This is a genomic window from Pontibacter sp. E15-1, from assembly GCF_022601975.1.
Classification (GTDB): Bacteria; Bacteroidota; Bacteroidia; order Cytophagales; family Hymenobacteraceae; genus Pontibacter.
In genome coordinates, this window is record NZ_JAKVIR010000007.1 from 128,719 (window position 1) to 150,780 (window position 22,062).

Annotated in this window: 18 protein-coding genes; 12 read left to right on the forward strand and 6 right to left on the reverse strand. The window is 55.9% G+C overall.

The features are described from left to right. Nucleotides 1-3: 3 nt before the first annotated feature. The 5 genes from MKJ04_RS06530 to MKJ04_RS06550 all read left to right on the forward strand — a co-directional run bounded on the left by MKJ04_RS06530 (nt 4) and on the right by MKJ04_RS06550 (nt 6,619). Entirely contained in the window at nt 4-1,011 is a 1,008-nt protein-coding gene (locus MKJ04_RS06530) for a Kelch repeat-containing protein (RefSeq protein ID WP_241640499.1), read from the forward strand. Nucleotides 1,012-1,259: 248 nt separating this feature from the next. Continuing rightward, complete coding sequence (locus MKJ04_RS06535; RefSeq protein WP_241640506.1) at nt 1,260-2,342, forward strand: sensor histidine kinase; 1,083 nt, start codon at nt 1,260-1,262, stop codon at nt 2,340-2,342. After that, complete coding sequence (locus tag MKJ04_RS22855; protein ID WP_241640508.1) at nt 2,339-3,100, forward strand: LytR/AlgR family response regulator transcription factor; 762 nt, start codon at nt 2,339-2,341, stop codon at nt 3,098-3,100. The genes MKJ04_RS06535 and MKJ04_RS22855 overlap by 4 nt, the downstream gene beginning before the upstream one ends. 192 nt (nt 3,101-3,292) lie before the next feature. Further along, the gene (locus tag MKJ04_RS06545; protein WP_241640511.1) at nt 3,293-6,094 is read left to right on the forward strand and encodes an outer membrane beta-barrel protein; all 2,802 of its coding nucleotides are present in this window, start codon (nt 3,293-3,295) and stop codon (nt 6,092-6,094) included. 141 nt (nt 6,095-6,235) lie between these two features. Further along, nucleotides 6,236-6,619, forward strand: a complete 384-nt coding sequence (locus MKJ04_RS06550; RefSeq protein ID WP_241640512.1) for a hypothetical protein — start codon at nt 6,236-6,238, stop codon at nt 6,617-6,619. A gap of 691 nt (nt 6,620-7,310) precedes the next feature. Here MKJ04_RS06550 and MKJ04_RS06555 read toward each other — a convergent pair. The 4 genes from MKJ04_RS06555 to fabG all read right to left on the reverse strand — a co-directional run bounded on the left by MKJ04_RS06555 (nt 7,311) and on the right by fabG (nt 11,799). Then, on the reverse strand, nt 7,311-7,988 hold the full coding sequence (locus MKJ04_RS06555; protein WP_241640519.1) for a pseudouridine synthase: 678 nt from the start codon (nt 7,986-7,988) through the stop codon (nt 7,311-7,313). Nucleotides 7,989-8,013: 25 nt separating this feature from the next. Beyond that, nucleotides 8,014-8,616, reverse strand: coding sequence for a GNAT family N-acetyltransferase (locus MKJ04_RS06560; RefSeq protein WP_241640521.1), 603 nt, complete (start codon nt 8,614-8,616; stop codon nt 8,014-8,016). An 87-nt stretch (nt 8,617-8,703) separates the two neighbouring features. Then, complete coding sequence (locus MKJ04_RS06565; protein ID WP_241640523.1) at nt 8,704-10,791, reverse strand: vWA domain-containing protein; 2,088 nt, start codon at nt 10,789-10,791, stop codon at nt 8,704-8,706. A gap of 261 nt (nt 10,792-11,052) precedes the next feature. Beyond that, on the reverse strand, nt 11,053-11,799 hold the full coding sequence (fabG, locus tag MKJ04_RS06570) for a 3-oxoacyl-[acyl-carrier-protein] reductase (protein ID WP_241640530.1): 747 nt from the start codon (nt 11,797-11,799) through the stop codon (nt 11,053-11,055). Nucleotides 11,800-12,065: 266 nt separating this feature from the next. On the opposite strand from fabG, the gene MKJ04_RS06575 reads away from it, so the two are divergent. Further along, entirely contained in the window at nt 12,066-13,397 is a 1,332-nt protein-coding gene (locus MKJ04_RS06575; protein ID WP_241640532.1) for a peptidoglycan DD-metalloendopeptidase family protein, read from the forward strand. 177 nt (nt 13,398-13,574) lie between these two features. Here the strand turns inward: MKJ04_RS06575 and MKJ04_RS06580 are convergent, their stop codons facing one another. Beyond that, nucleotides 13,575-14,183: a tetratricopeptide repeat protein gene (locus tag MKJ04_RS06580; protein WP_241640534.1), complete on the reverse strand. Its 609-nt coding sequence runs from the start codon at nt 14,181-14,183 to the stop codon at nt 13,575-13,577. Between the two features lie 208 nt (nt 14,184-14,391). Between MKJ04_RS06580 and lpdA the strand changes: the two genes are divergently transcribed. The 3 genes from lpdA to MKJ04_RS06595 all read left to right on the forward strand — a co-directional run bounded on the left by lpdA (nt 14,392) and on the right by MKJ04_RS06595 (nt 18,711). Further along, entirely contained in the window at nt 14,392-15,786 is a 1,395-nt protein-coding gene (gene lpdA / locus MKJ04_RS06585; RefSeq protein ID WP_241640536.1) for a dihydrolipoyl dehydrogenase, read from the forward strand. Between the two features lie 418 nt (nt 15,787-16,204). Next, entirely contained in the window at nt 16,205-17,317 is a 1,113-nt protein-coding gene (locus MKJ04_RS06590) for a fatty acid desaturase family protein (RefSeq protein ID WP_241640538.1), read from the forward strand. A 275-nt stretch (nt 17,318-17,592) separates the two neighbouring features. Further along, on the forward strand, nt 17,593-18,711 hold the full coding sequence (locus MKJ04_RS06595) for a fatty acid desaturase family protein (RefSeq protein WP_241640540.1): 1,119 nt from the start codon (nt 17,593-17,595) through the stop codon (nt 18,709-18,711). Nucleotides 18,712-18,888: 177 nt separating this feature from the next. Here MKJ04_RS06595 and MKJ04_RS06600 read toward each other — a convergent pair whose 3' ends face one another. Continuing rightward, the gene (locus tag MKJ04_RS06600; RefSeq protein ID WP_241640542.1) at nt 18,889-19,143 is read right to left on the reverse strand and encodes a glycine zipper domain-containing protein; all 255 of its coding nucleotides are present in this window, start codon (nt 19,141-19,143) and stop codon (nt 18,889-18,891) included. Between the two features lie 294 nt (nt 19,144-19,437). On the opposite strand from MKJ04_RS06600, the gene MKJ04_RS06605 reads away from it, so the two are divergent. The 3 genes from MKJ04_RS06605 to MKJ04_RS06615 all read left to right on the forward strand — a co-directional run bounded on the left by MKJ04_RS06605 (nt 19,438) and on the right by MKJ04_RS06615 (nt 21,772). After that, complete coding sequence (locus tag MKJ04_RS06605; protein WP_241640543.1) at nt 19,438-19,959, forward strand: GNAT family N-acetyltransferase; 522 nt, start codon at nt 19,438-19,440, stop codon at nt 19,957-19,959. An 83-nt stretch (nt 19,960-20,042) separates the two neighbouring features. Further along, nucleotides 20,043-21,023: a YpdA family putative bacillithiol disulfide reductase gene (locus tag MKJ04_RS06610; protein WP_241640545.1), complete on the forward strand. Its 981-nt coding sequence runs from the start codon at nt 20,043-20,045 to the stop codon at nt 21,021-21,023. A 104-nt stretch (nt 21,024-21,127) separates the two neighbouring features. After that, nucleotides 21,128-21,772 (forward strand): NAD(P)-dependent oxidoreductase, encoded by a 645-nt coding sequence (locus tag MKJ04_RS06615; protein ID WP_241640546.1) that lies wholly within the window; start codon nt 21,128-21,130, stop codon nt 21,770-21,772. The last annotated feature ends 290 nt before the right edge of the window (nt 21,773-22,062 follow it).

Sequence of the window (22,062 nt, forward strand, 5' to 3'; positions counted from 1 at the left end):
ACAATGAAGAACGCATCCAACACCCTTGGTTTCCTGCTGAATTTACTGTTACTGGTGGTGGCAGCCACGGCCCTAAACTCCTGCGACGGCACAACCGAGGCAGACGAAATCCTGGGAAACTGGGAGAAACAATCAGATTTTGCGGGTGTGGCCCGCAGCAGCGCCGTGTCGTTCACCATCGGCGACAACGCCTACGTGGGCACCGGCTACGACGGCAAAAGCCGCCTGAAAGACTTCTGGCAGTATGATGCCGCCAAAGGAGCCTGGATCCGGAAGGCCGAGTTTCCGGGCGCGGCACGCAGCGCGGCGGTCAGCTTTTCGGCGAACGGCAAAGGCTACGTGGGCACCGGGTATGACGGGGTGAACTACCTGCGCGATTTCTGGGAGTATGACCCGGAGGCCAACACCTGGACCCAGATCGCGGATTTCCCGGCCTCTGCCCGCTACGGTGCGCTGGCCCTCTCGCTCAACGACAAAGGCTATGTGGGCGCTGGGTATGACGGCAATTACCAGAAAGACTTCTGGCAATATGACCCCGCCTCCGGGGTATGGACGGAAAAGGTTGGCCTGGGTGGCGCCAAGCGCGTGAACGCCTTCGCCTTCGCCCTGAACGGCAAGGGCTATGTGGGTGGTGGCCTGAACAACGGCCTGTACGAGTCTGATTTCCTGGAGTACGACCCGGAGTTGGATACTTGGAAGCGTCTGAAAAGCCTCACCGACGATGACCGCGAGGACGAGGACTACCCAAGCTCCCGCACAACCGCCATATCCTTCATCCTGAACGGCAGAGCCTATTTAGTGGGCGGCAGCAACGGTGCGGCGCTGTCGGAGGTATGGGAGTATGATGCCGCCAGCGACGTATGGACAGCGAAAAGCCTGTTTGAGGGAAGTGCCAGGGAAGGGGCCGTGGGCTTCGCGATCGGCAACTACGGCTACATGGCCACCGGCAACAACGGCACCTACCGCTTCGACGACCTCTGGCAGTTCGACCCGACAACGTATGATGAGTAACCGCGCAAGGGGTATAAAACAGCTGTTTCCCTAAGCTGCATCACCTGCCCGAAAAGCCTGACCACGTGTTAGGCTTTTCTTCATATCTTTAGGCAAGCAAGACACGCGGATTTATACCTCTTCTGAAAGGGAGAGATGATACTGAAATTTGCAGCCCTGCTCGCGCTGATGTCCTTTTTCGAGGTATAAAAGTACTGACTTGAAGGGTATAAGCGCGACACGCAGCGGCTGACAGGAAAGCGGAAAACATGGTGCAAAAGTCAAACAACTACATAAAAGAGCTGCTGCTGGTGGCCTTGATCACGTCCGTTTTCTTCGGCGTTTTCAGCGCGTTGCCCATGTTGCTGTCTTCCTCCAACCCTTTTATGCCCCAGCCGCCGGGGCCGGGTGAAGCCATGCGGGCTATGCGGCCCCGGCCGCAAACAGACCCTATTATCCGTATCCTCGTTTCCGTGGTCCTGATGCTGAGTTTGTGGGTGATGAACATTTTCCTGTACGCCAGATTCACCGCCATGAAAGGCATCGAGAAAAAAAAGAACGTGCTGCGGTATGTGGCCAGTTACGTCCTGATGTTCGTGGTGGTGTACCTTTATTATCTGGTGCTCAGGCAGATGTCCCTGAATCCGCAGTATGGCAGGGCCCTGTTCTTTCCGGTGGTCGCGGGGGTCACAAACAACACTATTGTCGTGGTTTTGCTGGAGCTGGTGGTGCTGCAACGCGTTAAAGCGCAGGTGGTGCTGGAGAACGCGCAGCTGAAGATGAACAGCATCCAGGCGCAGCACCAGCACCTGAAGCACCAGCTGCAGCCGCACTTCCTGTTCAACTCCCTCAATACCCTGAAAACGCTGATTAAACGGAGGCCGCTGGAGGCCGAGGATTACCTGGTGCGCCTGTCGGAGTTTCTACGGGCCTCGCTCACCTCGGATGGCAAAGACACGGTGCTGCTTCGGGACGAAATGAAGCTGTGTACAGACTATCTGGAGATGCAGAAAGTGCGCTTCAAAGACGCTTTCCGGTATGAGGTCGTGCTTCCGGAACCGCTGATGGAGGCCGCCTTTCTGCCGGTTTTCTCGTTGCAGCTGCTGGCCGAGAACGCCATCAAGCACAATGGCTTTACCAGCGAGGATCCGCTTCAGATACACATTGGCTATCAGGAGGATGGCTATCTGGTGGTGCGAAACAATAAAATGGCCATCAGCGTGCGGGAGCCGTCGTCCGGCATTGGCCTGAAAAACCTGAGAGAGCGTTACCATGCCCTCACGGAGAAAGCCATTGTAATTGATGATGACCTGGATTATTTTACCGTTAAACTGCCCATCCTAAGCAAGTGAGAATAGTAATTATAGAAGACGAACCACTGATGGCAGAAGACCTGGCGGAAACGCTGCAACAGGTGGATGCCGCTGTCGAGATAGAAGCCGTTTTGCCTTCGGTAAAAAAAGCGGTGGCCTACTTTCAGGAGCACGACCCCCCGGACCTGATTTTCTCGGACATACAGCTGGGCGATGGCCTGAGTTTCGAGATTTTCAAGGCAGTGCAGCTAGCGACGCCGGTGGTGTTCTGCACCGCCTACGACGCCTATGCACTGGATGCCTTCAGAGCCAACGGCATCGACTACATCCTGAAGCCTTTCTCGTCTGCCTCCATCAGCGCCACGCTGCAAAAGTACAAGAGCCTGCAGCAGAACCTCTCCAAGCCTGATGCTTCCCTCCAGAACATCCTGCAACTGTTCGAGCACAAACTCACGCAGAAGCGCAGTTCCCTGCTGGTATACCAACGCGACAAAATTATGCCGCTTCCGGTGGCTGACATTGCGCTCAGTTACGTGGAAAACCAGCTGACGCGCGTGGTATGCTTTGATGGCAAGAGCTATGGGGTAAACAATACCCTGGACGAGTTGGAAACCATGCTGGCGCCCCAGTTTTTCCGAGCCAACCGGCAGTATCTGGTGAGCCATAGGGCCGTGAAAGAAGCGTCTCATTATTTTGGGCGCAAGCTGCACGTGGCCCTCACCATTACCTTCCCTGACGATGTGATTGTGAGCAAGGCCAAAAGCGCGAAATTCCTGGAGTGGCTGGCTAGTCAGTAAGGCGGTTTGCGCCAGGGCGGGTATGGTATAAACTGCTTTCTGTGTGATGCTTAGCATGCGATAGGGACTTTCCTGTCCGCTTCAAGTGCCACTTTGTCCGCTTCGCTTTCCTTTCGCTGGTAACACTTCCCAAAAGCAGGCACCTTTACACCACAAGCTGCGACACATGCAGCTGCTGTAGTGAAAGATGCCATGAAAAAGATACTGCTCCTCCTATTCGCCGTTTGCACCGTTTCGCAGGTGCTTGCCCAGGGCGTAAACGTTTTCGGAACGGTGCAAAGCGCCACCGACAAGGCCGCACTGCCCGGTGCCCGCGTGGAACTGACGCGCATCACCTATAATTCCAAAACCGGCCTGTCTGCAGACGCCAACGGAAACTTCAAGTTCGAGGGCGTGGTGCCGGGCATGTATACCCTCGAGATCAGCTACCTGGGCTTTTCGCAGCTTGTTAAAAGTGTGCTGGTGAAGCAGGACTTTGTAAACCTGGGCAACCTGGAAATGGAGGAGAGCAGCACCGCCATCCGGGAGGTGCAGGTGGTGGGCCACGTGCCGTTGGGCGAGCAGAAAGGAGACACGACCTCTTACAACGCAGGGGCGTTTAAGACGGCCCCCGACGCCAGCGCAGAAGACCTCGTGCAGAAGATGCCGGGCGTCACCATCCAAGACGGCACCATACAGGCGCAGGGCCAGGACGTGAAGCAGGTGCTGGTGGACGGAAAGCGCTTTTTTGAGGGCGACCCGAGCACGGCCCTGCGCAACCTGCCCGCCGATATCATCGCGAGCATCGAGATTTTTGACAAAAAGAGCGATCAAGCAGAGCTTACGGGCGTGAGTGACGGGAATGAGGCCAAAACCATCAACATCGTGACAAAGCCAGGGAGCAAGAACGGGGTTTTCGGGAAGGCCTCGGCAGGGTATGGCACCGACAACCGCTATATGCTGGGCGCCAGCCTCAACTATTTCCAGGGAGATCGCCGCATTACCTTCACCGGAATCACCAACAACATCAACATGCTCGATTTCTCGATCGGTGAGACGCCGGGCGGGGGGATGCGGGGACGTCGTCCGCCAATGGACGGGGGCACCACCAGCGGCCTGATCGCTACCAACACCTTCGGGCTGAACTATTCGGATACCTGGGGCGATAAAGTGGACGTGTCCGGTAACTACAAGTTTACGCAGCGCGACATCCAGAACAACCAGTCGCGGGTGCAGCAATACATCCTGCCGGCAGACTCCGGGAGGGTATACACCGAGGACAACCTGAGCAACACCAACACCATGAACCACAGCTTTAACCTCCGCCTCGACTATGCCATCAACGAAAACAACCGCCTGCTGTATACCCCCAGCCTGCGGGTGGAGCAGCAGCAAGTGAGCCAGGAGCTAACCGCCGTTACGGCCAATGACAACGGAGCCATCAATGAGACGCAGAACAGCACAGCCTCCGACAACACCAGCTATACGTTTGAGAACAACCTGTTATTCAGCCATAAATTCGGTCTGCCGGGCCGCACTTTTTCCACTAGCCTGAAAACCAGTATGAGCGCCTTTGACGGCGAGAGCACCTTGCAGGCAAACACAGTGTACGCCACCGATGCCGCCAACCCCCTGGTGCAGGACCAGCAGCTGGCACTGGAGAGAACCGGGCTTGAATGGGAAGGAGAGGTGGCCTATACCGAGCCGGTTGGCCAGCAGGGCCAGTTGCAACTGCAGTATACCATCGGCAACCAGTGGAACACATCGGACAGGAGTACTTTTGGATTGACGGAGCAGGGCTATACCCGACTGGACACCGCGCAGACCAACAGCTTCGGGAGCGACTACCTGACGCAGCGCTTCCGAACAGGATACCAGCACACCACCGATAAGCTGCGGCTAAGTGTGGGGGCCGGATACCAGGTGGCCGCCTTGCAAAGCGAGCAGACGTTTCCGGAAGCGAGCAGCCTTGAGCGCGATTTTGCCGCCATACTGCCCGATGCGCAGCTGCGTTACAAGCTGACTGATACCCGGAACATCGACTTCAGATACAATACCAGCCTGAACCCGCCCAACGTGCTGCAGTTGCAGGAGGTAGTGGATTATACCAACCCGTTGCAGCTGACGCAAGGAAACGCCGCCTTGCAGCCAAGCTACCAGCACAGCTTCAGGGGAGGCCTGCGCGATTTTAACCACGAGGCCAACCAGGTGTTTTTTGTGGGATTGTTCGGAAACGTGACCCAGAACTACATCGGCAACAGCATCACGCGGGCCGAGGGGGAGGAAGTTGCCTTAGCAGACGGGCAGGTGCTGGCAGAGGGGCAGCAGCTTGTGCAGCCCGTGAACCTGGATGGCTACTGGAACCTGCGCACGTTTGTGCACTACGGCCAGCCGATTAATTTCCTCAGCTCGAATATAGGGGTGCGCGGCTCGCTGGGCTATACCCGGACGCCGGGGCTGAGCAACGGAGCGCTGAGCTACGTTTCATCGCCCAATGCCGGGTTGGGGCTTACGCTGAGCAGCAATATCAGCGAGAATGTCGACTTCACGCTCTCCACAAACTCAACCTATAACCTGGTGCACAACTCGCTGCAGCCGGAGTTCAACAGCAATTACTTCAACCAGAACACCAACCTGAAACTCAGTTATACCTTCTGGAAGGGCCTGGTATACCGCACCGAGCTGAACCAACAATCCTACGCTGGTTTGTCTGATGCCTACGACAGCAATTACCTGCTCTGGAACATGAGCCTGAGCAAAAAGCTGTTCAAAAACCAGCAGGCCGAGATAAGCCTGAGCGTGAACGACCTGCTGCAGCAGAACGTGAGCCTGCAGCGAAACCTGGCGGCGCAGTATGTCGAGGATGTGCAGTCGAGCGCGTTGCAGCGTTTTTTCATGCTCACCTTCACCTACAACCTACGCAATTTCGGCAGCGGAGATGCGCCACGGCAGGAGCGGGGCTTCCCCGACGGACCGCCGCCGGGCGGTATGCCAGGGCCGATGCCGCAAGGGTAGCACGTTGTTAGTTTCCGGCCCATACCCTCGCGCTGGCTTAGGGACTCATGGCCGAGGCAGTATAGCAGGGCAGGGGAACAGCAAACTTGATTTTTAAACAACACCCAGATATTTTTTACTTAACCATAAACTGAAAGAAAAATGAAAAAAGTGATTTTAGCGGCAGCTGTGATGCTGTCAGTACTCGGAACGAGCGTGGCGCAACAAGGGCCGCGCGACCAGAAAGACATACCGGTAGAGCAGCGCGTGGAGAAGACGACTGCCAAGCTGAAAGAGACGGTTACGCTGTCTGAAGACCAGTGGAGCAGCCTCAGCGCCATCTACACCAAGCACTTCAACGAGATGGACGCGCTTCGCCAGCAAGGCAGCGAGCGGCCTGACCGGGAGCAAATGCAGGCGCTGCAAGCCAGCAGAAACGCCGAGATCAAGGCCCTGGTTGGGGAGGAAAACCTCAAGAAGATCCAGGAGGCTGAGAAGGGTATGGGCGGCCCCGGAAAACGTGGCGGTAAGCGGGGAAGTAAATAAGCCCTGAATAGAGAAGGATGATTGCAGGGAGGTTGCAGCGATAAAACTTGCTGCTGCTTCCCTGCAATTCCTTTTTGCTGCAACAGCAAACAAAGCGTTATAGCTATTCTTATACCACTATCAATTGAAGAGCGCATACAGCCCTGCCTTACTAGTAGTGCAATTCCCCTCTTGGGAGGGGTAGGGGTGGGTTATTCTGCACTTCCACAGGCGCAGAAGCTATTTGATAGCAGTATAATTTGCGATTATCTGCTCTGACTAAATCCACCCCTTCCAGGAACAAGGCGGTCTCGGTCTAGTTAAATTTATACCTATCGCGCAGGTAAAATGCGGTCCTTTGGCCCAGTCGAGTATCAGACTTGACGTTATTGCAAGACACCCCGAAAGCTTTCGGGGCGCCATACACGAGAATGAAACAGCCCTGTTCCTGGCAGGGATGGATAAATCAGGATTAAATCACTATCTCATGATGATATACCACAGAAATATATCCAAGCGTTGGCTGGCCTACCACCTCACTATGGCAGCCCTGATTATCGCCAATGTGTATATACTCATACACTAAAGCAGCTGGAATTGGGAAGATGTGCCCGATCAAAAAAACCGCTAAACTTGCAAGTGACACGAAGAGGCAACATGCTGATGGTATAAAACCTACTCAGTTTTCAGCTGAAGCAGCTGCCTCAAAACATTAGTTGATTTGCTTGCGGAAGCCGCTCTGGCCGCCGCGTTTCCCTTTGTTGCCGCCGGTGCTGCGACTCCGGAATCCGCTGTTGCTGCCTTTCGAGCCGCCGCCCTGCGCAGCAATGGCTTTGAGCTGGGTCACTTCCTCGGGTGTCAGCTCGCGGTACTCGCCGGGTTGCAGCTTGCCCAGGCTGATCGGGCCGATGGCCGGGCGGATGAGGCGCAGTGTGGGGAAGCCCACGGCGGCCGTCATGCGGCGCACCTGGCGGTTCATACCCTGCGAAATCTTGATTTCCATCCAGGCCGTCGGGATGCTCTGCCGGAAACGGATCGGGGTGGAGCGTTCCCATACCTGCGGTTCCTCTTCCAGCACCTGCACCTTGGCCGGGGAGGTTTTCGTCTCCTTTATCCGCACGCCTAGGCGCAGCCGCGTCAGGGCTTCATCCGAGGGGATGCCCTCCACCTGGGCCAGATAGGTTTTTTCTACTTTAAACTGGGGGTCGGAGAGGCGGTGCTGCAGCGTCTTGTCGTCGGTGAGCAGCACAAGGCCCTCGCTGTCGTAGTCGAGGCGGCCGACGGGGTAGATGTTGGGGATGTCCACGAAGTCTTTCAGGGTGGCGCGGCCCGCCTCGTCGGTAAACTGCGTCAGGACTTCGAAGGGCTTGTTGAGGATGTAGTATTTCAAAGGAGTAAGTATTTGAGATTTAGAATTATGAATCGGGTTGCGCCTGGTGCTGTACCCTGGCGGCCTGGCGCTCCTCAAACTCGGGGCGCAGCAGCGCGAACAGCAGGGAGTCTTCCAACACACCGTTTACCATGTAATGATTCCGTAGCAGGCCCTCTTTACTGAAATTATAGCGTTTGAGCAATTGCAGCGAGGGCACGTTTTTGGGCGAGGCCAGCGCCTCCACCCGGTACAGGTCCATCTTCCCGAACCCGTAGGCGAGCACGGCCTGAAGCGCCTCTGTCATCAGCCCTTTGTTTTTATGGGCCGCGCTGGTGATGGTATACCCGACCTCAGCCCGCTTGTGCGTGGGCACCCAGGTATGGAAGTCGCAACGGCCAATTACCCGCAGGTCCGTTTTGTCCAGCAGATGAAAGTTTCGGAAGGAGGTATAATAGGTGGTCATACCATCCTCAAAGCGTCTTTTGGCTTCACGGAACTCTGTTACGGAGGCAAGGCCCAGGTACTTCTTGATCTCCCGGTCGCTGGCCGATTGGAAGAGCTGGGTATAGCTTTCCGGGGTCAGCTCCCGCAGGAAGAGCCGCTCCGTTTCCAGCAGGGTGGGGGCAAGCAGGGTTGTCATCAGCATGTATACAAAGGGCTTCTCATATGGTTTATACCTCTCCTATCAGCGTCCGTGGCGTTTTGCGTGGCGGAGCTAGTTCCCGGCACAAAATCAATAGCTGCCATTGTATTTCCGCACAAACCACTCAACGCACACCAGCCCCAGCAACAGGAAAAACAGCCATTTCTGGTCTACCAGCTCGTTCAGTTCCTCGGAGCTGTATATGATGTCTTTCTGGTCTGCGTTCAGGATGTCCTGCTCTAGCTGGCCGAGCTGGGCGGGATAGTATACCCTGGAGTTGGTGTTGCTGGCCAGCTGGTAAAGCAGGGTATGGTCGGCCACGGCATTGAGCGCCTCGAGTTGCAGCTCCTGCACCACAAACTCACCCTTGTCCTGCTGCTGCTGCCCGTTTATGGAGGCCGTGGCGGTATAGGTATAGCGCCCCCCTGCCAGCGAGCCGATGTTCACGCCTGTCTGGTCCTCGCCGTTGGCGAAAGTAAAGCTGCGGGCCTGGCCATCCTCGCCGGTAATGCGCAGCGTGATGTTCTGGCCGTAAATGGGCTCCAGCGCCTCGTTGTATGCCTCCGCGTTGAACCGGATTTCATCGGAACTGGTATACTCTTCCTGCGTCGGGTATACGTTCAGGCGCTTTTTGTTGCGCGGTGCGCTGAGGAGCTGAATCAGGTTGGTGATCAGCTTGTCATACACCTCGGGCTGTCCGTTGTTGTTGGCGGCCTCGGTAATGCGCCACTGCCAGGTGCCCGAGGCGAGGAGCGTGGCGTGGCGCTGGTCGCCAGCGGTTTGCACGGCCAGCAGCGGCTTGTCGGTGCGCACCCGGCCCACCTGCTGGTACAGGATAATCTCGGTGTTGGCGGCCAGGCGCGTCTCACCGAAAGGCACCCGGACCGGAGGATACTGCTGCAGCCTGTCGGCAGCCCCCTCGGGCAGCTTAAACGTGCTGAAGTTGCCGCTGGCCACAGGCGTCACCTCGTCGGTCTGGCCGTTTGTGCTGATTGTGATGCCCGCGTTCAGGCGGTTGTAGGCGCCCAGGTCGCTCTGCGGGCCGAGGATATAGAGAACGGGCAGTTTCTTCTGGCGCACATACTCGAGCGCCTCCTGGCCGCCAGACACCCGGCCCGGGAGCTGGTGGAGCAGGGCCACGTCGTAGTCCTGTTGCCTGAGGGTAGTGAGGCTGGGTATGAAAAGCGTTGTCTCGTAGTTCTCGTTCGATTCGATGGCGGCCCGGATGGCTTTCAGGTCGGGGTGTGGGGCGGCGGCGGCCACCAGCACTTTTATCTTGCCCTTCACCACATCGATATAGGCGTGCTTGGTGTTGTTGAGCGTGGTGAACTCGCCCGTTAGCGGCAGCACCTGCACCTGGTAATGGCGCTTGCCCACGCCCCCTGCCAGCACCCGAAAGGGCACTTGCAGCAGCGCCTGGTTTGCCGGCAGCGTCACGGTTCTTTGCTCAATGGTTTTGCCGTTCTCCTGCAGGACAATGGTGGCCGAGGTGCCGCCGAAGCCCTCGTGCTGCAACTCTACCTCTAGCGGAAAACGGTTGCCGCTGTAGTTTACCTTGTTATAGCGCAGCGAGGCAACCAGAACATCCTTTTTCGGGATCGTGTCGCCCACCGCCACGGGGTAGATGGGGTAGCTGAAGCTGGTATAGGTCGGGGAGATGCCCTGATTCGCGATGCCATCCGACAGCAAAATGACCCCTGCCAGGTTCTGCCCGGCATGCTCCTGCTGCACCTCCGAGAGCAGCTGGCTCAGGTTCGTCGTTTCAGAGGTATAGGGGATGCCGGATAGGGTTTCCTGGTTTTGCGCTGGCGTGTTTAGGGTGCGCACCTGGGTAAGGTAGCCTTCATCGGCCAGCTTCTGGCGCATGGCCTCCAGCCTGGTTGCGGCCTGCTGTAGCTGGGAAGAGTCGGAGAACAGCGCCACCGACTGCGAGTTGTCCACTGCGAACACGATGGTGGGCTTCACGGTGGTGTTGGCCACGTAGCGCACCAGGGGCCCCAGCAGCAGAAAGCACAAAGCGCTGACTACCACAAGCCGTAAGGCGGCCAGCAGGTAGTTGATCGGGGTAGGCCAGGGCGTGCGCTTGCTATACAACAGCCACGCATAGGCCAGCCCCACAGCCAGGCAGGCCAGAATCAACCAGGGCGAAGAAGTGGTGATCAGTTTAAATGAAGTCAACTTAATTAATTACGGGTTCCGAATCACGAATGCGTCTGACTTGTCCACCGGTATGGGGGGCTTGTCAGGTTATCGCTCTAAAATGAAACGTAAACAAGCGCCGAGAAAATTGCCTGGCACTCGTTTCGTGTTTAACGATCAATCTAAAGGTAAATGAAAAAGACCAATGCTGCTAACGCAAAAGTCAGGGCATTGGTCTTTCAAATATGTTTGTCAAGCAATCCCTTCGGATTTACCCATCCAAAATTCAGCTATCCAGAATTACGTCAGCATGCCGCCGTCTACCTGCAGCACCTGTCCGCTGATGTAGGCCGACTGGTCGGAGGCCAGGAAAACAGCCGCGTTGGCCACGTCCTCTGGTGTGCCGCCCCGCTTCAGGGGTATGGCCTTGCGCCACTCGTCCACCACTTTCTGGTCCAGCTCGCCGGTCATCTCGGTTTCGATGAAGCCCGGGGCGATGGCGTTGCAACGGATGTTGCGGGAGCCCAGCTCCAGCGCCACCGACTTGGTGAAGCCGATGATACCGGCCTTTGAGGCGGCATAGTTGGCCTGACCGGCGTTGCCTTTGATGCCCACCACCGAGGTGATGTTGATCAGGGAACCGTACTTGGCGCGCATCATATGCTTGGTGGCAGCTTTGGTCACGTTAAACACCGATTTCAGGTTGGTGTTGATCACGGAGTCCCACTGCTCCTCGTTCATGCGCATCAGCAGCCCGTCGCGGGTAATGCCGGCGTTGTTCACCACGATGTCCAGCTTGCCGAACTCCTTTACCACGTCCTCCACCAGCTGTTCGGCCTGGGCCGTGTCGGCGGCGTCGGAGCGGTAGCCTTTGGCCCTGCCGCCGTTGGCAGACAGTTCCTGCTCCAGTTGCTGGCCCTTCTCCACGCTCGAGAGGTATGTGAACGCCACCTGGGCGCCCAACTCCACGAATTTCTGAGCGATGGCACGCCCTATTCCTTTGGATGCCCCGGTAACCAGAGCCACTTTTCCTTCTAATGCTTTCATAGGGGCCAAAGATATAAAAGTTTTTAATATTCAGGAGTCTGTGCCAACGGCTACCCGAATCCGGGGAGTAAATAATTGGGCGTGTGGTGCTTAGGTAGGTATGGCAGGCGTGCTATGGGCATTTATACAAGCAAAACAGTACTATTGTGCGTGGCAGGGAAATTGTGGTAACATATTTATAATCTGAATATTGCCTTTCGCTATGTTTTTATTTGTGATGGTTTAAGCCTATTTTCGTGTCGATTTTCAACCAAAGGTATTACGTGATGTTACAAAGCACCAAAGGGCTTGCCACCCTCATCGCTTTATTGCTCCTCATTTTCGTTACAGCGGAAAAGACGCTGCAATTCGGTACAGAAACCCTGATGGCGCAGCCTGCGGAGCGCCTGCCTGCCCCAACCCCAACCGCGCCAATGACCATAAAGCTGCCGGCCCCGGTCGTGTATGGCATCGCCACCGATTCCCTCACAATCGTGCAGGCGCAGGTAAAGCGGGGCGAGAGCCTGTCGGAGATCCTCTCTGGCTACAACATCAGCCCTGCCCAGATCGACGAGCTGGCGAGAAAATCAAAGGAGGTGTTTAACCTGCGCCGTATTGCAGCCAATCGCGGGTATACCTTGCTGCACGCCAACGACGCCGCCCAAACCGCCCGCTATTTTATATATGAGCCAAGCAAGCTAGCGTACATCGTGTATGACCTGCGCGGCGAGATGGCCGTGACGAAGGTGGAGCGGAAGATGGAAGTGATGGAGCGCACGCTGGCCGGAGAGATCAAAAGCTCGCTGTTCGAGTCGATTGTGGCGGCCGGGGGCTCCCCGCAGCTCGTCAACAAGTTTGCCGATATCTATGCCTGGCGCCTCAACCTGAACCGCATTCAGCCGGGCGATAAGTTTAAGCTGATCTACGACGAGAAAGTGGTGAACGGCTCCACCATCGGGTTCAGCAACCTGAAGGCCGCCTATTTTGAGCACAGCGGCAAACCGCTCTACGCCATCGCCTTCGACCAGGGCGACGGCCCCAGCTACTACGACGCGGACGGAAAGAGCATGAAAAAAGCCTTCCTGAAGGAGCCGCTGGAGTACTCCCGCATCAGCTCGCGATTCTCCAAGCGCCGTTTCCACCCGGTGCAGAAGCGCTACAAGGCGCACCTGGGTACCGATTTTGCCGCGCCACGCGGCACTCCCATCCGCACGGTGGGCGATGGCGTGGTGCTGGAGGCCCGCTATACCCGCGGCAATGGCTACTACGTGAAGATCAAGCACAACAAGACCTATACCACCCAATACCTGCACATGTCTAAATTCGCGAAGGGTATGCGACCGGGCCAACGCGTGCAGCAGGGCCAGACCATCGGCTATGTAGGCAGCACAGGGCTGGCCACCGGCCCGCACCTCTGCTACCGCTTCTGGAAAAACGGCCGCCAGGTGGACGCCCTGAGCGTGAAGCTTCCGCTTGCCAACCCGATCAAAAAGAACCATGCGGCGGAGTTTACAGCCACAAAAGAAGAGACGCTACGGAAGCTGGAGGCGGTAGACCCGACAAATGCCCGTCAGGAGCTGATGGCTTCCGGCAAACCAGGGAATCCAAGCGGGGTATAAATGAACTGAAGAAAGCATCCTGAAAAGAAAAAAGAGGCGCACTGTCAGCGCCTCTTTTTCTTTTTCAGGGGGTATAAATGACATTACGCAAAATAGCAGCTCAGTTTGTTAAAGTCACTCTTTGAAGGGGGACAAAAAAGGGTAGGGTGTAACAGCAGGTATAACTTTCTGCAAAATTTATTTGCAGTACTTTTTCAGATAGTTTTCCGCGTCTTTCAGGCCTAGCGCGCTGGCTTTGGCCCAGTCGTCACAGGCCCCGGCCTTGTCGCCGAGGTTATACTTCGGCCCGCCGCTGTTGTAGTAGGCCTCAGCGTAGGCGGAGTCCAGCAAAATGGCCTTGGAGTAGTCGGCAATGGCTCCGCTATAGTCTTTGAGGGCGTAGCGCACCAGGCCCCGGTTGTTATAGGCCCGGGCGTCGGCGGGCGAGAGGGCGATGCCTTTGTCAAAGTCGAGGAGGGCGGTGCGGTAGTCTTTGCGGTTGTAGCGGGAGAGGCCGCGGCTCAGGTAGGCCTCGGCGTGGGCAGAGTCGGCCGCGATGGCCTTGCTGAAATCCTGTATGGCGTTCCAGTAATCATGGAGCCGGTCTTTGGTCACGCCCCGGTTCGTGAGCGTGACCACGTTGGAGGGGTCGAGCAGCAGCGCCTGGTCGTAGGCGTCGATGGCCTCGGTATAGCGGCCTGCCTTAAAGTTGCTGTTGCCGAGCACGAAGTAGTCTTTAACCGTGTGCTGGGCCTGTGCCGATAGCACAGAAATGAGAAAGTAAAAAAGAATTGCGATTTTTATCATGCCGGGGTATACCTTGTCGTTCCGCAGCATAAAGAACAAAAGATCGGCTGTGGCATGAAAGAGAAATCTTTAATTTATAGATCTTCCGCTATATAGTACCGACATTTTCACAGGATTGTGCCAAAAGCCTGCCGCCATTGCCTTGTGGGTTTTGCAGTGTTAGTATTTAAGATTATTTTTGTTCAATCAACTATATAACAAAGAGACTATGGCATCAAAATACGATTTAGTAGTGGTTGGTAGTGGCCCGGGCGGCTATGTGGCGGCTATCCGCGCGTCGCAACTCGGCCTGAAGGTGGGTGTGATCGAGCGCGAGTCGCTGGGTGGCATTTGCCTGAACTGGGGCTGCATCCCGACCAAGGCACTGCTAAAGAGCGCGAATGTTTTCGAATACATCAACCATGCGGCTGACTACGGCATCACGGTAGGCGAGGCGTCTGTAGACTTCGGCGGCGTGATCAAGCGCAGCCGCGGCGTGGCCGACGGCATGAGCAAGGGCATTCAGTTCCTTTTCCGCAAAAACAAGATCGATGCCATCATGGGCACCGGCAAGGTAACGGGCAAGGGCAAGGTAGAGGTGACGAACGCCGACGGCAAGAAAGAGACGATAGAGGCAACAAGCATTATACTGGCAACAGGGGCCCGCTCGCGCGAGCTGCCTAGCCTGCCGATCGACGGCAAGAAGATCATCGGGTACCGCCAGGCCATGGCGCTGGATAAATTGCCAGAATCGATGGTCGTGGTTGGCTCTGGTGCCATCGGGGTGGAGTTTGCCTACTTCTACAACGCCATGGGCACGAAAGTGACGGTGGTGGAGTACCTGCCCAACATTGTGCCGGTAGAGGACGAAGAGGTGTCCAAACAACTCGCGAAGTCATTCAAAAAAGCCGGTATCGACATCATGACCGACGCAGAAGTTGCCTCCGTAGACACCAGCGGCAAGATCTGTAAGGTGAAAGTGAAGACAGCCAAAGGCGAGCAGACCCTGGACGCGGAAGTGGTGCTTTCGGCGGTGGGTATCCAGACGAACCTGGAGAACATCGGCATCGAGGAGCTGGGCATCAAGGTAGACCGCGGCCGCGTGATCGTGGATGACTTCTACAAAACCTCCGTGGACGGCATTTACGCCATCGGCGACATCGTGCCGGGCCCAGCGCTGGCGCACGTGGCATCGGCTGAGGGCATTATCTGCGTGGAGAAAATAGCGGGACAAAACCCGGAGCCGCTCAACTACGGCAACATACCGGGCTGTACCTACTGCTCTCCCGAGATCGCATCGGTGGGTATGACTGAGAAGGCGGCACGCGAGCAGGGATTGGAGATTAAGGTGGGCAAGTTCCCATTCTCCGCTTCGGGCAAGGCAAGCGCCGGCGGCGTGAAAGACGGCTTCGTGAAAGTGATCTTTGATGCCAAGTATGGCGAGTTCCTGGGCGCGCACATGATCGGTGCCAACGTGACGGAGATGATCGCGGAAGTGGTGGTTGCCCGCAAGCTGGAGACCACAGGCCACGAGATCATCAAGGCCGTGCACCCGCACCCAACCATGAGCGAGGCCGTGATGGAGGCTGCCGCCGCGGCGTACGACGAGGTGATACACTTATAAGCAGGTTTATACCCTAGCTACAGAAGAGGCTGCCCGGGATTCCGGTCAGCCTCTTTATATACGGTCCGGAGAGTAGAGGTAGAAGAAACGAAGTGCCGAAAGGGCTGGCTTTGCCATACTGTGCAATTGTCGGGGCTGTGTCTGTAGCCCATACCTGTTTCGGTTCTGCAAGCAATCTTTTGATCCTGGCAGCGTTTTTGTACCTAAGTCAGTCTGCATCATCTGCCTGCCTGGCCGCACGAGTAGCCAGCAAGCCATGTTTTTAGCGCTGAGGCAGGATTTTGGGTGATTTAAAGCCATACCCCCGGATGAACTTAAATTCTTTTTAAACGCTTTTGTATATAATCCGCGATTCACTCCTACGCTCTTTTAGCCTCTTTTGGTGAGTACCATTCTAATTCCCGCATATTCTCCCATTATGAAAATAAAAGGCAAAATAAAATTCGTCTCAACGGACAAAAACCTCTTCTTCGCTACCCTGCGCAAGCGCGTGGATGCTTACTTTCTCCAAAACGATATCCCTAAAACCGCTAACACCGCCATGGTGGTGAAAAGCGTGGTGCTGCTGCTGACGTATACCCTGCCTTTTATCGTGCTTCTGGCCTTCCAGCCTGCGTTTCCGCTGAGTCTGCTGCTCTGGTTTGTGATGGGCCTGGGCGTGGCCGGCATTGGGATGAGCGTGATGCACGACGCCAACCACGGGGCCTTTTCGGCCAGCAAGCGCGTGAACTCCCTGATGGGCAACACCCTGAACCTGGTGGGAGGATCTTCTTTTAACTGGAAACTGCAGCACAACATCCTGCACCATACCTATACCAATGTGGTAGAGATGGACGAGGACATACAGGACAGGCTGGTGCTGCGCTTCAACCCGCACTCCAGGGTTAAGTTCTTCCATAAAATTCAGTGGGTGTACGCGTTCCTGTTTTACGGGCTCCTGACCTTGTACTGGGTTGTAGCCAAGGATTTTGTGCAGTATGGCCTTTTTATCAAAAATGGCGTGAACGCAAACTCGGTTAAGGAGAACAGAAAGATGCTCTTCAAGATTATCGCCATAAAGGTGGTATACTTCTGCGTTGTGCTGGTGCTGCCGGTGGCGCTGTTCCATATACCTTTTCTGGAGGTGTTGCTGGGCTTCCTGCTGATGCACTTCGTGGCCGGCATTATCCTGACGGTGGTTTTCCAGCTGGCCCATACCGTGGAGGGCACCAGCCACCCGCGCCCCGACGCGAACGGCAACATCGAGAACGACTGGGCGATCCATCAGATGAACACCACCGTGAATTTTGCGCGCCATAACAAGCTGTTGTCGTGGTACGTGGGCGGACTCAACTTTCAGGTGGAGCACCACCTCTTCCCGCGCGTGTGCCATGTGCATTACCCGGCCATTTCCAGTATCGTGAAGGAGACGGCCGCTGAGTTCAACATCCCATACCTCGAAAACGAGACGTTTGGCAAGGCCGTGCGCTCACACATCGCCACGTTGCACCGCTTCGGCAGGTTGCCGAACATCAACGAGGCCATTGCCTGAGGCAGGTATAACGTGCATAAGATAACGTTACCCCCAGAAGCCCGCCAGTTTCCCGGGTTGTGACTACACTTCCTGCAATCATAGCAAAACATTACGGCATACCTGTGGGTTACAAGCCGGAATCGCTGCTGCATACACGGGCACGGGGCGGATTTAAGCCGCGCCGGGCAATTAAATGAGCGGAAGGGCATGGACAATAGTACAAAATGAGCGTATACACCGGGGCTCCTGTTGCAGAACAGCAAAACCAGATTAGATTATAGCAAGCATACCCAATGAAATTAAAAGGCAAAGTAAAATTCGTCAATAAAGACAAAAGCCTGTTTTTCCCAACACTGCGCCAACGCGTAGACGCGTACTTCACCGCCAACAACCTGCCGAAGTCGGGCAACGCGAGCATGCTGACCAAAAGCATCCTGCTGTTGCTGCTGTATCTGGTGCCATTTGCGGCGCTGCTCACGTTCACGCCTGGTTTGGGCGTTAGCCTGGTTTTGTGGTTTGTGATGGGTATCGGCGTGGCCGGGGTGGCCATGAGCGTGATGCACGACGCCAACCACGGGGCTTTCTCCAAGAGCAAAACGCTGAACTACCTGATGGCCCACTCCGTGAACCTGCTGGGCGCGTCGGCCTTCAACTGGAAACTGCAGCACAACATCCTGCACCATACCTATACCAATGTGGCAGAGATGGACGAGGACATCGACGACATGGTGTTCATGCGTTTTTCGCCACACACCAACGTGCGTTTTTACCACAAGCTGCAGTGGGCCTACGCCTTCCTGTTTTATGGCTTGCTCACGCTGTACTGGGTAACCCTGAAAGACTTCCTGCAGTTTTTCCGCTTTATAAAGAGTGGCGTGAATGCAAACTCGAAGGCGAAGAACAGGGTCGCGTTCGCCAAAATCATCGGTTTTAAGCTGCCCTACTTCTTTTGTATTTTGGTGGCCCCCACGCTGCTGTTCGGCATTCCGTTTTGGGAGGTGCTGCTGGGCTTTCTGCTGATGCACTTTGTGGGGGGGATTATCCTGTCTACTGTGTTCCAACTGGCCCATACCGTGGAGGGCACCAGCCACCCGCTGCCCTGCGAGAGCGGCATCATCGAGAACGACTGGGCGATCCACCAGCTGAACACCACCGCCAACTTCGCCCGTAAGAGCAAGCTGCTGTCGTGGTACGTGGGCGGCCTCAACTTCCAGATCGAGCACCACCTCTTCCCGCGCATCTGCCACATCCATTACCCGGACATCGCGGGGATTGTGAAGCAGACCGCCGCCGAGTTTGACATCCCATACATCGAAAGCAAGACACTTGTCAAGGCCATCCAGTCGCATGTGAGCACGCTGCACCGCTTTGGCAGGCTGCACACACCCAACCTGAACGAGATCATGGCCTAGGCTACTACTCGACCCATTTCATTACCAGAAGTAGCGTTTGTTTTTATAGAATTAGAAACAGCTTTTATACCTCATTTCTAATTTATAATTTGGCGGAGCACCATACCCTTTAAAACGCAAAACGGCGGGAAGTTTCCACTTCCCGCCGTTTTGCGTTTTAAAGGGTATGGGCACAGCTTAGCGTCTGTCGTTTTTATACCCTTCGTAACGTTTCTTGTCTTTCTTCTTGTCCTTCTTGCGCCCGATCGCGCCGCCAGCCGCTGTGCCGGCTGCTGCGCCAATCACGGCCCCTTTTGTGCCCCCCACGGCAGCACCGGTAGCAGCCCCCGCAGCACCGCCCACAGCGGCACCCTTGGCTTTCCTGCTCCAGCCCTCACCGGTACAACTACCTAGTAGAAATACGGTGACTAACATTAAGATGTATGTTCTCATGGTATAAAAATACAGTAAATGAACCCTCCTTTTACGTGTCTGTAATTCAAGTAGTTGGCCATCGGGGAGGTGTATAATTTTGATGAAAGCCAGCCATAACACAGGAAATATGACGGAGTCCATACCCATGCCGCCGATAGAGTCCATAAAATAGCACATTGCCGATCTGTGTATTGGTTTGCCGGAAATGCCTACCTTTGAGCGGATTCAAAAATAAAGTTTTAAATTGCCGGATGCCAAAGCGCCCCAGGGCAGCATCGGGCATCGTGGCAAACCGATTTCTTACAGCAGCATATGGCAGCGATTCGCATGACGCCCTGCACGACAGCGGACGTGTATACCCTTCAGGATATCGCCCTCAACGCCTACGGCGACCATTATCTATACCTATGGGATGACGGTGGCGCCTGGTATATCGACAAATGCTTCAGCGAGGATGCCCTGAAGGAACAGTTAGCCGATCCGAACGCGGCCCATTTTCTCATACATGCCGGGCAGGAGCTGGTGGGGTTCCTGAAGCTGAACATCGACAAGGCGCTGGATGGCGGCAGCGCGGCCGACAGCCTGGAGCTGGAGCGCATCTACCTGACCAAAAGCGCAGCAGGCCAGGGGATTGGCCGGGAGGCTTTGGCGTTTACCCTCGACTATGCCCGGCAGCGAAACAAGCGCTTGGTATGGCTGAAGGCAATGGACAGCAGCCGCTCGGTTGTTTTTTATGAGCAGAACGGGTTTGAAAAATGCGGCACCTACCGGCTGGACTTCGAGGCGATGAAACCCGAGCACCGCGGTATGTATGTGCTGCAGCGCAAACTGTAGGGGATTTAAAAAACTTGCGCCGCTGCAGCGTGTTATACATGTCGCGCATGCATGGCGCGGCACCATTACATTTCAGAAAAGCTTTGGAGAACATCTTAGACATACTCATCATTGGGGCAGGGCCTATCGGGCTCGCCTGCGGGCTGGAGGCCAAGCGGGCCAACCTCAACTACCTCATCATCGACAGGGGCACGCTGGTGAACTCGCTCTACAACTACCCCCTGAACATGACTTTCTTCTCTACCTCTGACCGGCTGGAGATCGGGGGAATCCCGTTTGTGTCCATTAATCCCAAGCCTAACCGCATGGAGGCCATGGAGTACTACCGGCGCGTTGTGGAGTCGCAGGACCTGCAGGTGAAGCTCTTTGAGGAGGTAAGGCACATGGAGCCGGAAGGGGCGCTATACCGCGTCAGCACGAGCAAGGGGGAGTACGTGGCCCGGCACGTGATAATCGCGGTGGGTTTTTACGGCATCCCAAACCAACTCCACATACCCGGCGAGGACCTGCCCAAAGTGCGCCACTATTACCTCGACCCGCACTATTACTTCCGCCAGAAGGTAGTGGTGGTGGGAGCCAACAACTCCTCGGCCGACGCGGCCCTGGAAACGTGGCGCAAGGGCGCAGAGGTGACGATGGTGGTGCGCCAGCCAGAGCTGGGCCGCATCAAATACTGGACGAAGCCCGACCTGGAGAACCGCATCAAGGAGGGGTCCATCAAATGCTACTTCTCCTCTAGCCTGACCGAGATACGGGAGCGGGAAGTGGATATCGATACCCCGGAAGGAAAGATCACGATCGGGAACGACTTCGTGCTGGCCATGACGGGCTATCAACCGGATTTCAGTTTCCTGCAGAAGATTGGCATCAAGCTGACGGAGGATGAGAAGCGCTACCCGCAGTATGACCCCGAGACAATGGAAACCAACCTGCCGAACGTGTACCTGGCGGGCGTGATTTGCGGCGGCATGGACACCCACGTGTGGTTTATCGAGAACTCACGGGAGCACGCCACCCAAATTGTGAGGCACATTTCCAGAGAAAAAGTGGCAGGCGGGGCCTAGGACTATACTTGAAATAATTGTTACTGCAAAGTGAAGGTACCCCAGGCGCGTATAGAAAGTATTCAGAAAAGACAATAAAAATCAACCCGACAAGAACGTCATATATGAAAATAGCAATTATTGGTGCCAGCGGCAACATCGGTTCCAGAATCACCCAGGAAGCCCTGACCAGGGGGCACAACGTCACGGCCATCGTCCGGAACCCCGAGAATGTGACCGAGGAAAGCGTTAGCCTGGAAGTGATTGAGGGCGATGTGCAGGATGTGTCGGCAATGGCCGCCTTCCTGAAAGGCCATGACGCCGTGGTCGTGTCTTATAGCCCGGGCTGGGAGCCGGACACAGAGTTCAGCAAGCACGTGGACGTGGCACAGAACGTGCTGCACGCTGCCCGGAAAGCAGCCGTGAACCGGGTAGTGAACGTAGGCGGCGCGGGTAGCCTCTACCTGGAGCCTGGCATCCAACTGGTGGACACGCCCGATTTTCCGGATGAGTGGCGCAGCGGGGCAGCCGCCCAGCGCGACTCCCTAAAGGTGTATGAGGCAGAGCAGGAGCTGGACTGGACATTTGTGAGCCCCGCCATCATCATCGAGCCGGGCGAGCGCACCGGCAAGTTCCGCTACAACACCGACAAGCCTGTGTTTGATGAGCGCGGCGAGAGCCGGATCTCCCGCCAGGATTTTGCCGTGGCCATCCTGAACGAGCTGGAGGATCCTCAGTATATCCGCCAGCGTTTCACGGTAGGGTACTAAACCTCAGGCTGTAGTTTAAAGTGAATTTCAAAAGGATAAGGGCCTGGCATGCGTCAGGCCCTTATCCTTTTGTGCTACATCGAGGGGTATGAAACAGGATTGTGTTGGCAGCGTAACACAGCGCACGGTTATACCCTGAATCGATGGATGGGTATACCGTCGAAAGGAAGAGGCCGCTCTCTCAAACTCTCTGGTTTCACCTATTTATACCTCTTTATATTTATACCCAACCCTCCTCTAGTTGCGCCAGAAAAACAGATGTAGGATGTGACATATTAACGGTGTACCTT

Bases quoted from the DNA above. Each gene is read 5' to 3' on its own strand.
- MKJ04_RS06530 (WP_241640499.1), top strand. From the start codon at position 4: ATGAAGAACGCATCCAACACCCTTGGTTTCCTGCTGAATTTACTGTTA.
- MKJ04_RS06535 (WP_241640506.1), top strand. From the start codon at position 1,260: ATGGTGCAAAAGTCAAACAACTACATAAAAGAGCTGCTGCTGGTGGCC.
- MKJ04_RS06545 (WP_241640511.1), top strand. From the start codon at position 3,293: ATGAAAAAGATACTGCTCCTCCTATTCGCCGTTTGCACCGTTTCGCAG.
- MKJ04_RS06550 (WP_241640512.1), top strand. From the start codon at position 6,236: ATGAAAAAAGTGATTTTAGCGGCAGCTGTGATGCTGTCAGTACTCGGA.
- MKJ04_RS06560 (WP_241640521.1), bottom strand. From the start codon at position 8,616: ATGCTGATGACAACCCTGCTTGCCCCCACCCTGCTGGAAACGGAGCGG.
- fabG (WP_241640530.1), bottom strand. From the start codon at position 11,799: ATGAAAGCATTAGAAGGAAAAGTGGCTCTGGTTACCGGGGCATCCAAA.
- MKJ04_RS06575 (WP_241640532.1), top strand. From the start codon at position 12,066: ATGTTACAAAGCACCAAAGGGCTTGCCACCCTCATCGCTTTATTGCTC.
- MKJ04_RS06580 (WP_241640534.1), bottom strand. From the start codon at position 14,183: ATGATAAAAATCGCAATTCTTTTTTACTTTCTCATTTCTGTGCTATCG.
- lpdA (WP_241640536.1), top strand. From the start codon at position 14,392: ATGGCATCAAAATACGATTTAGTAGTGGTTGGTAGTGGCCCGGGCGGC.
- MKJ04_RS06590 (WP_241640538.1), top strand. From the start codon at position 16,205: ATGAAAATAAAAGGCAAAATAAAATTCGTCTCAACGGACAAAAACCTC.
- MKJ04_RS06595 (WP_241640540.1), top strand. From the start codon at position 17,593: ATGAAATTAAAAGGCAAAGTAAAATTCGTCAATAAAGACAAAAGCCTG.
- MKJ04_RS06600 (WP_241640542.1), bottom strand. From the start codon at position 19,143: ATGAGAACATACATCTTAATGTTAGTCACCGTATTTCTACTAGGTAGT.
- MKJ04_RS06605 (WP_241640543.1), top strand. From the start codon at position 19,438: ATGGCAGCGATTCGCATGACGCCCTGCACGACAGCGGACGTGTATACC.
- MKJ04_RS06615 (WP_241640546.1), top strand. From the start codon at position 21,128: ATGAAAATAGCAATTATTGGTGCCAGCGGCAACATCGGTTCCAGAATC.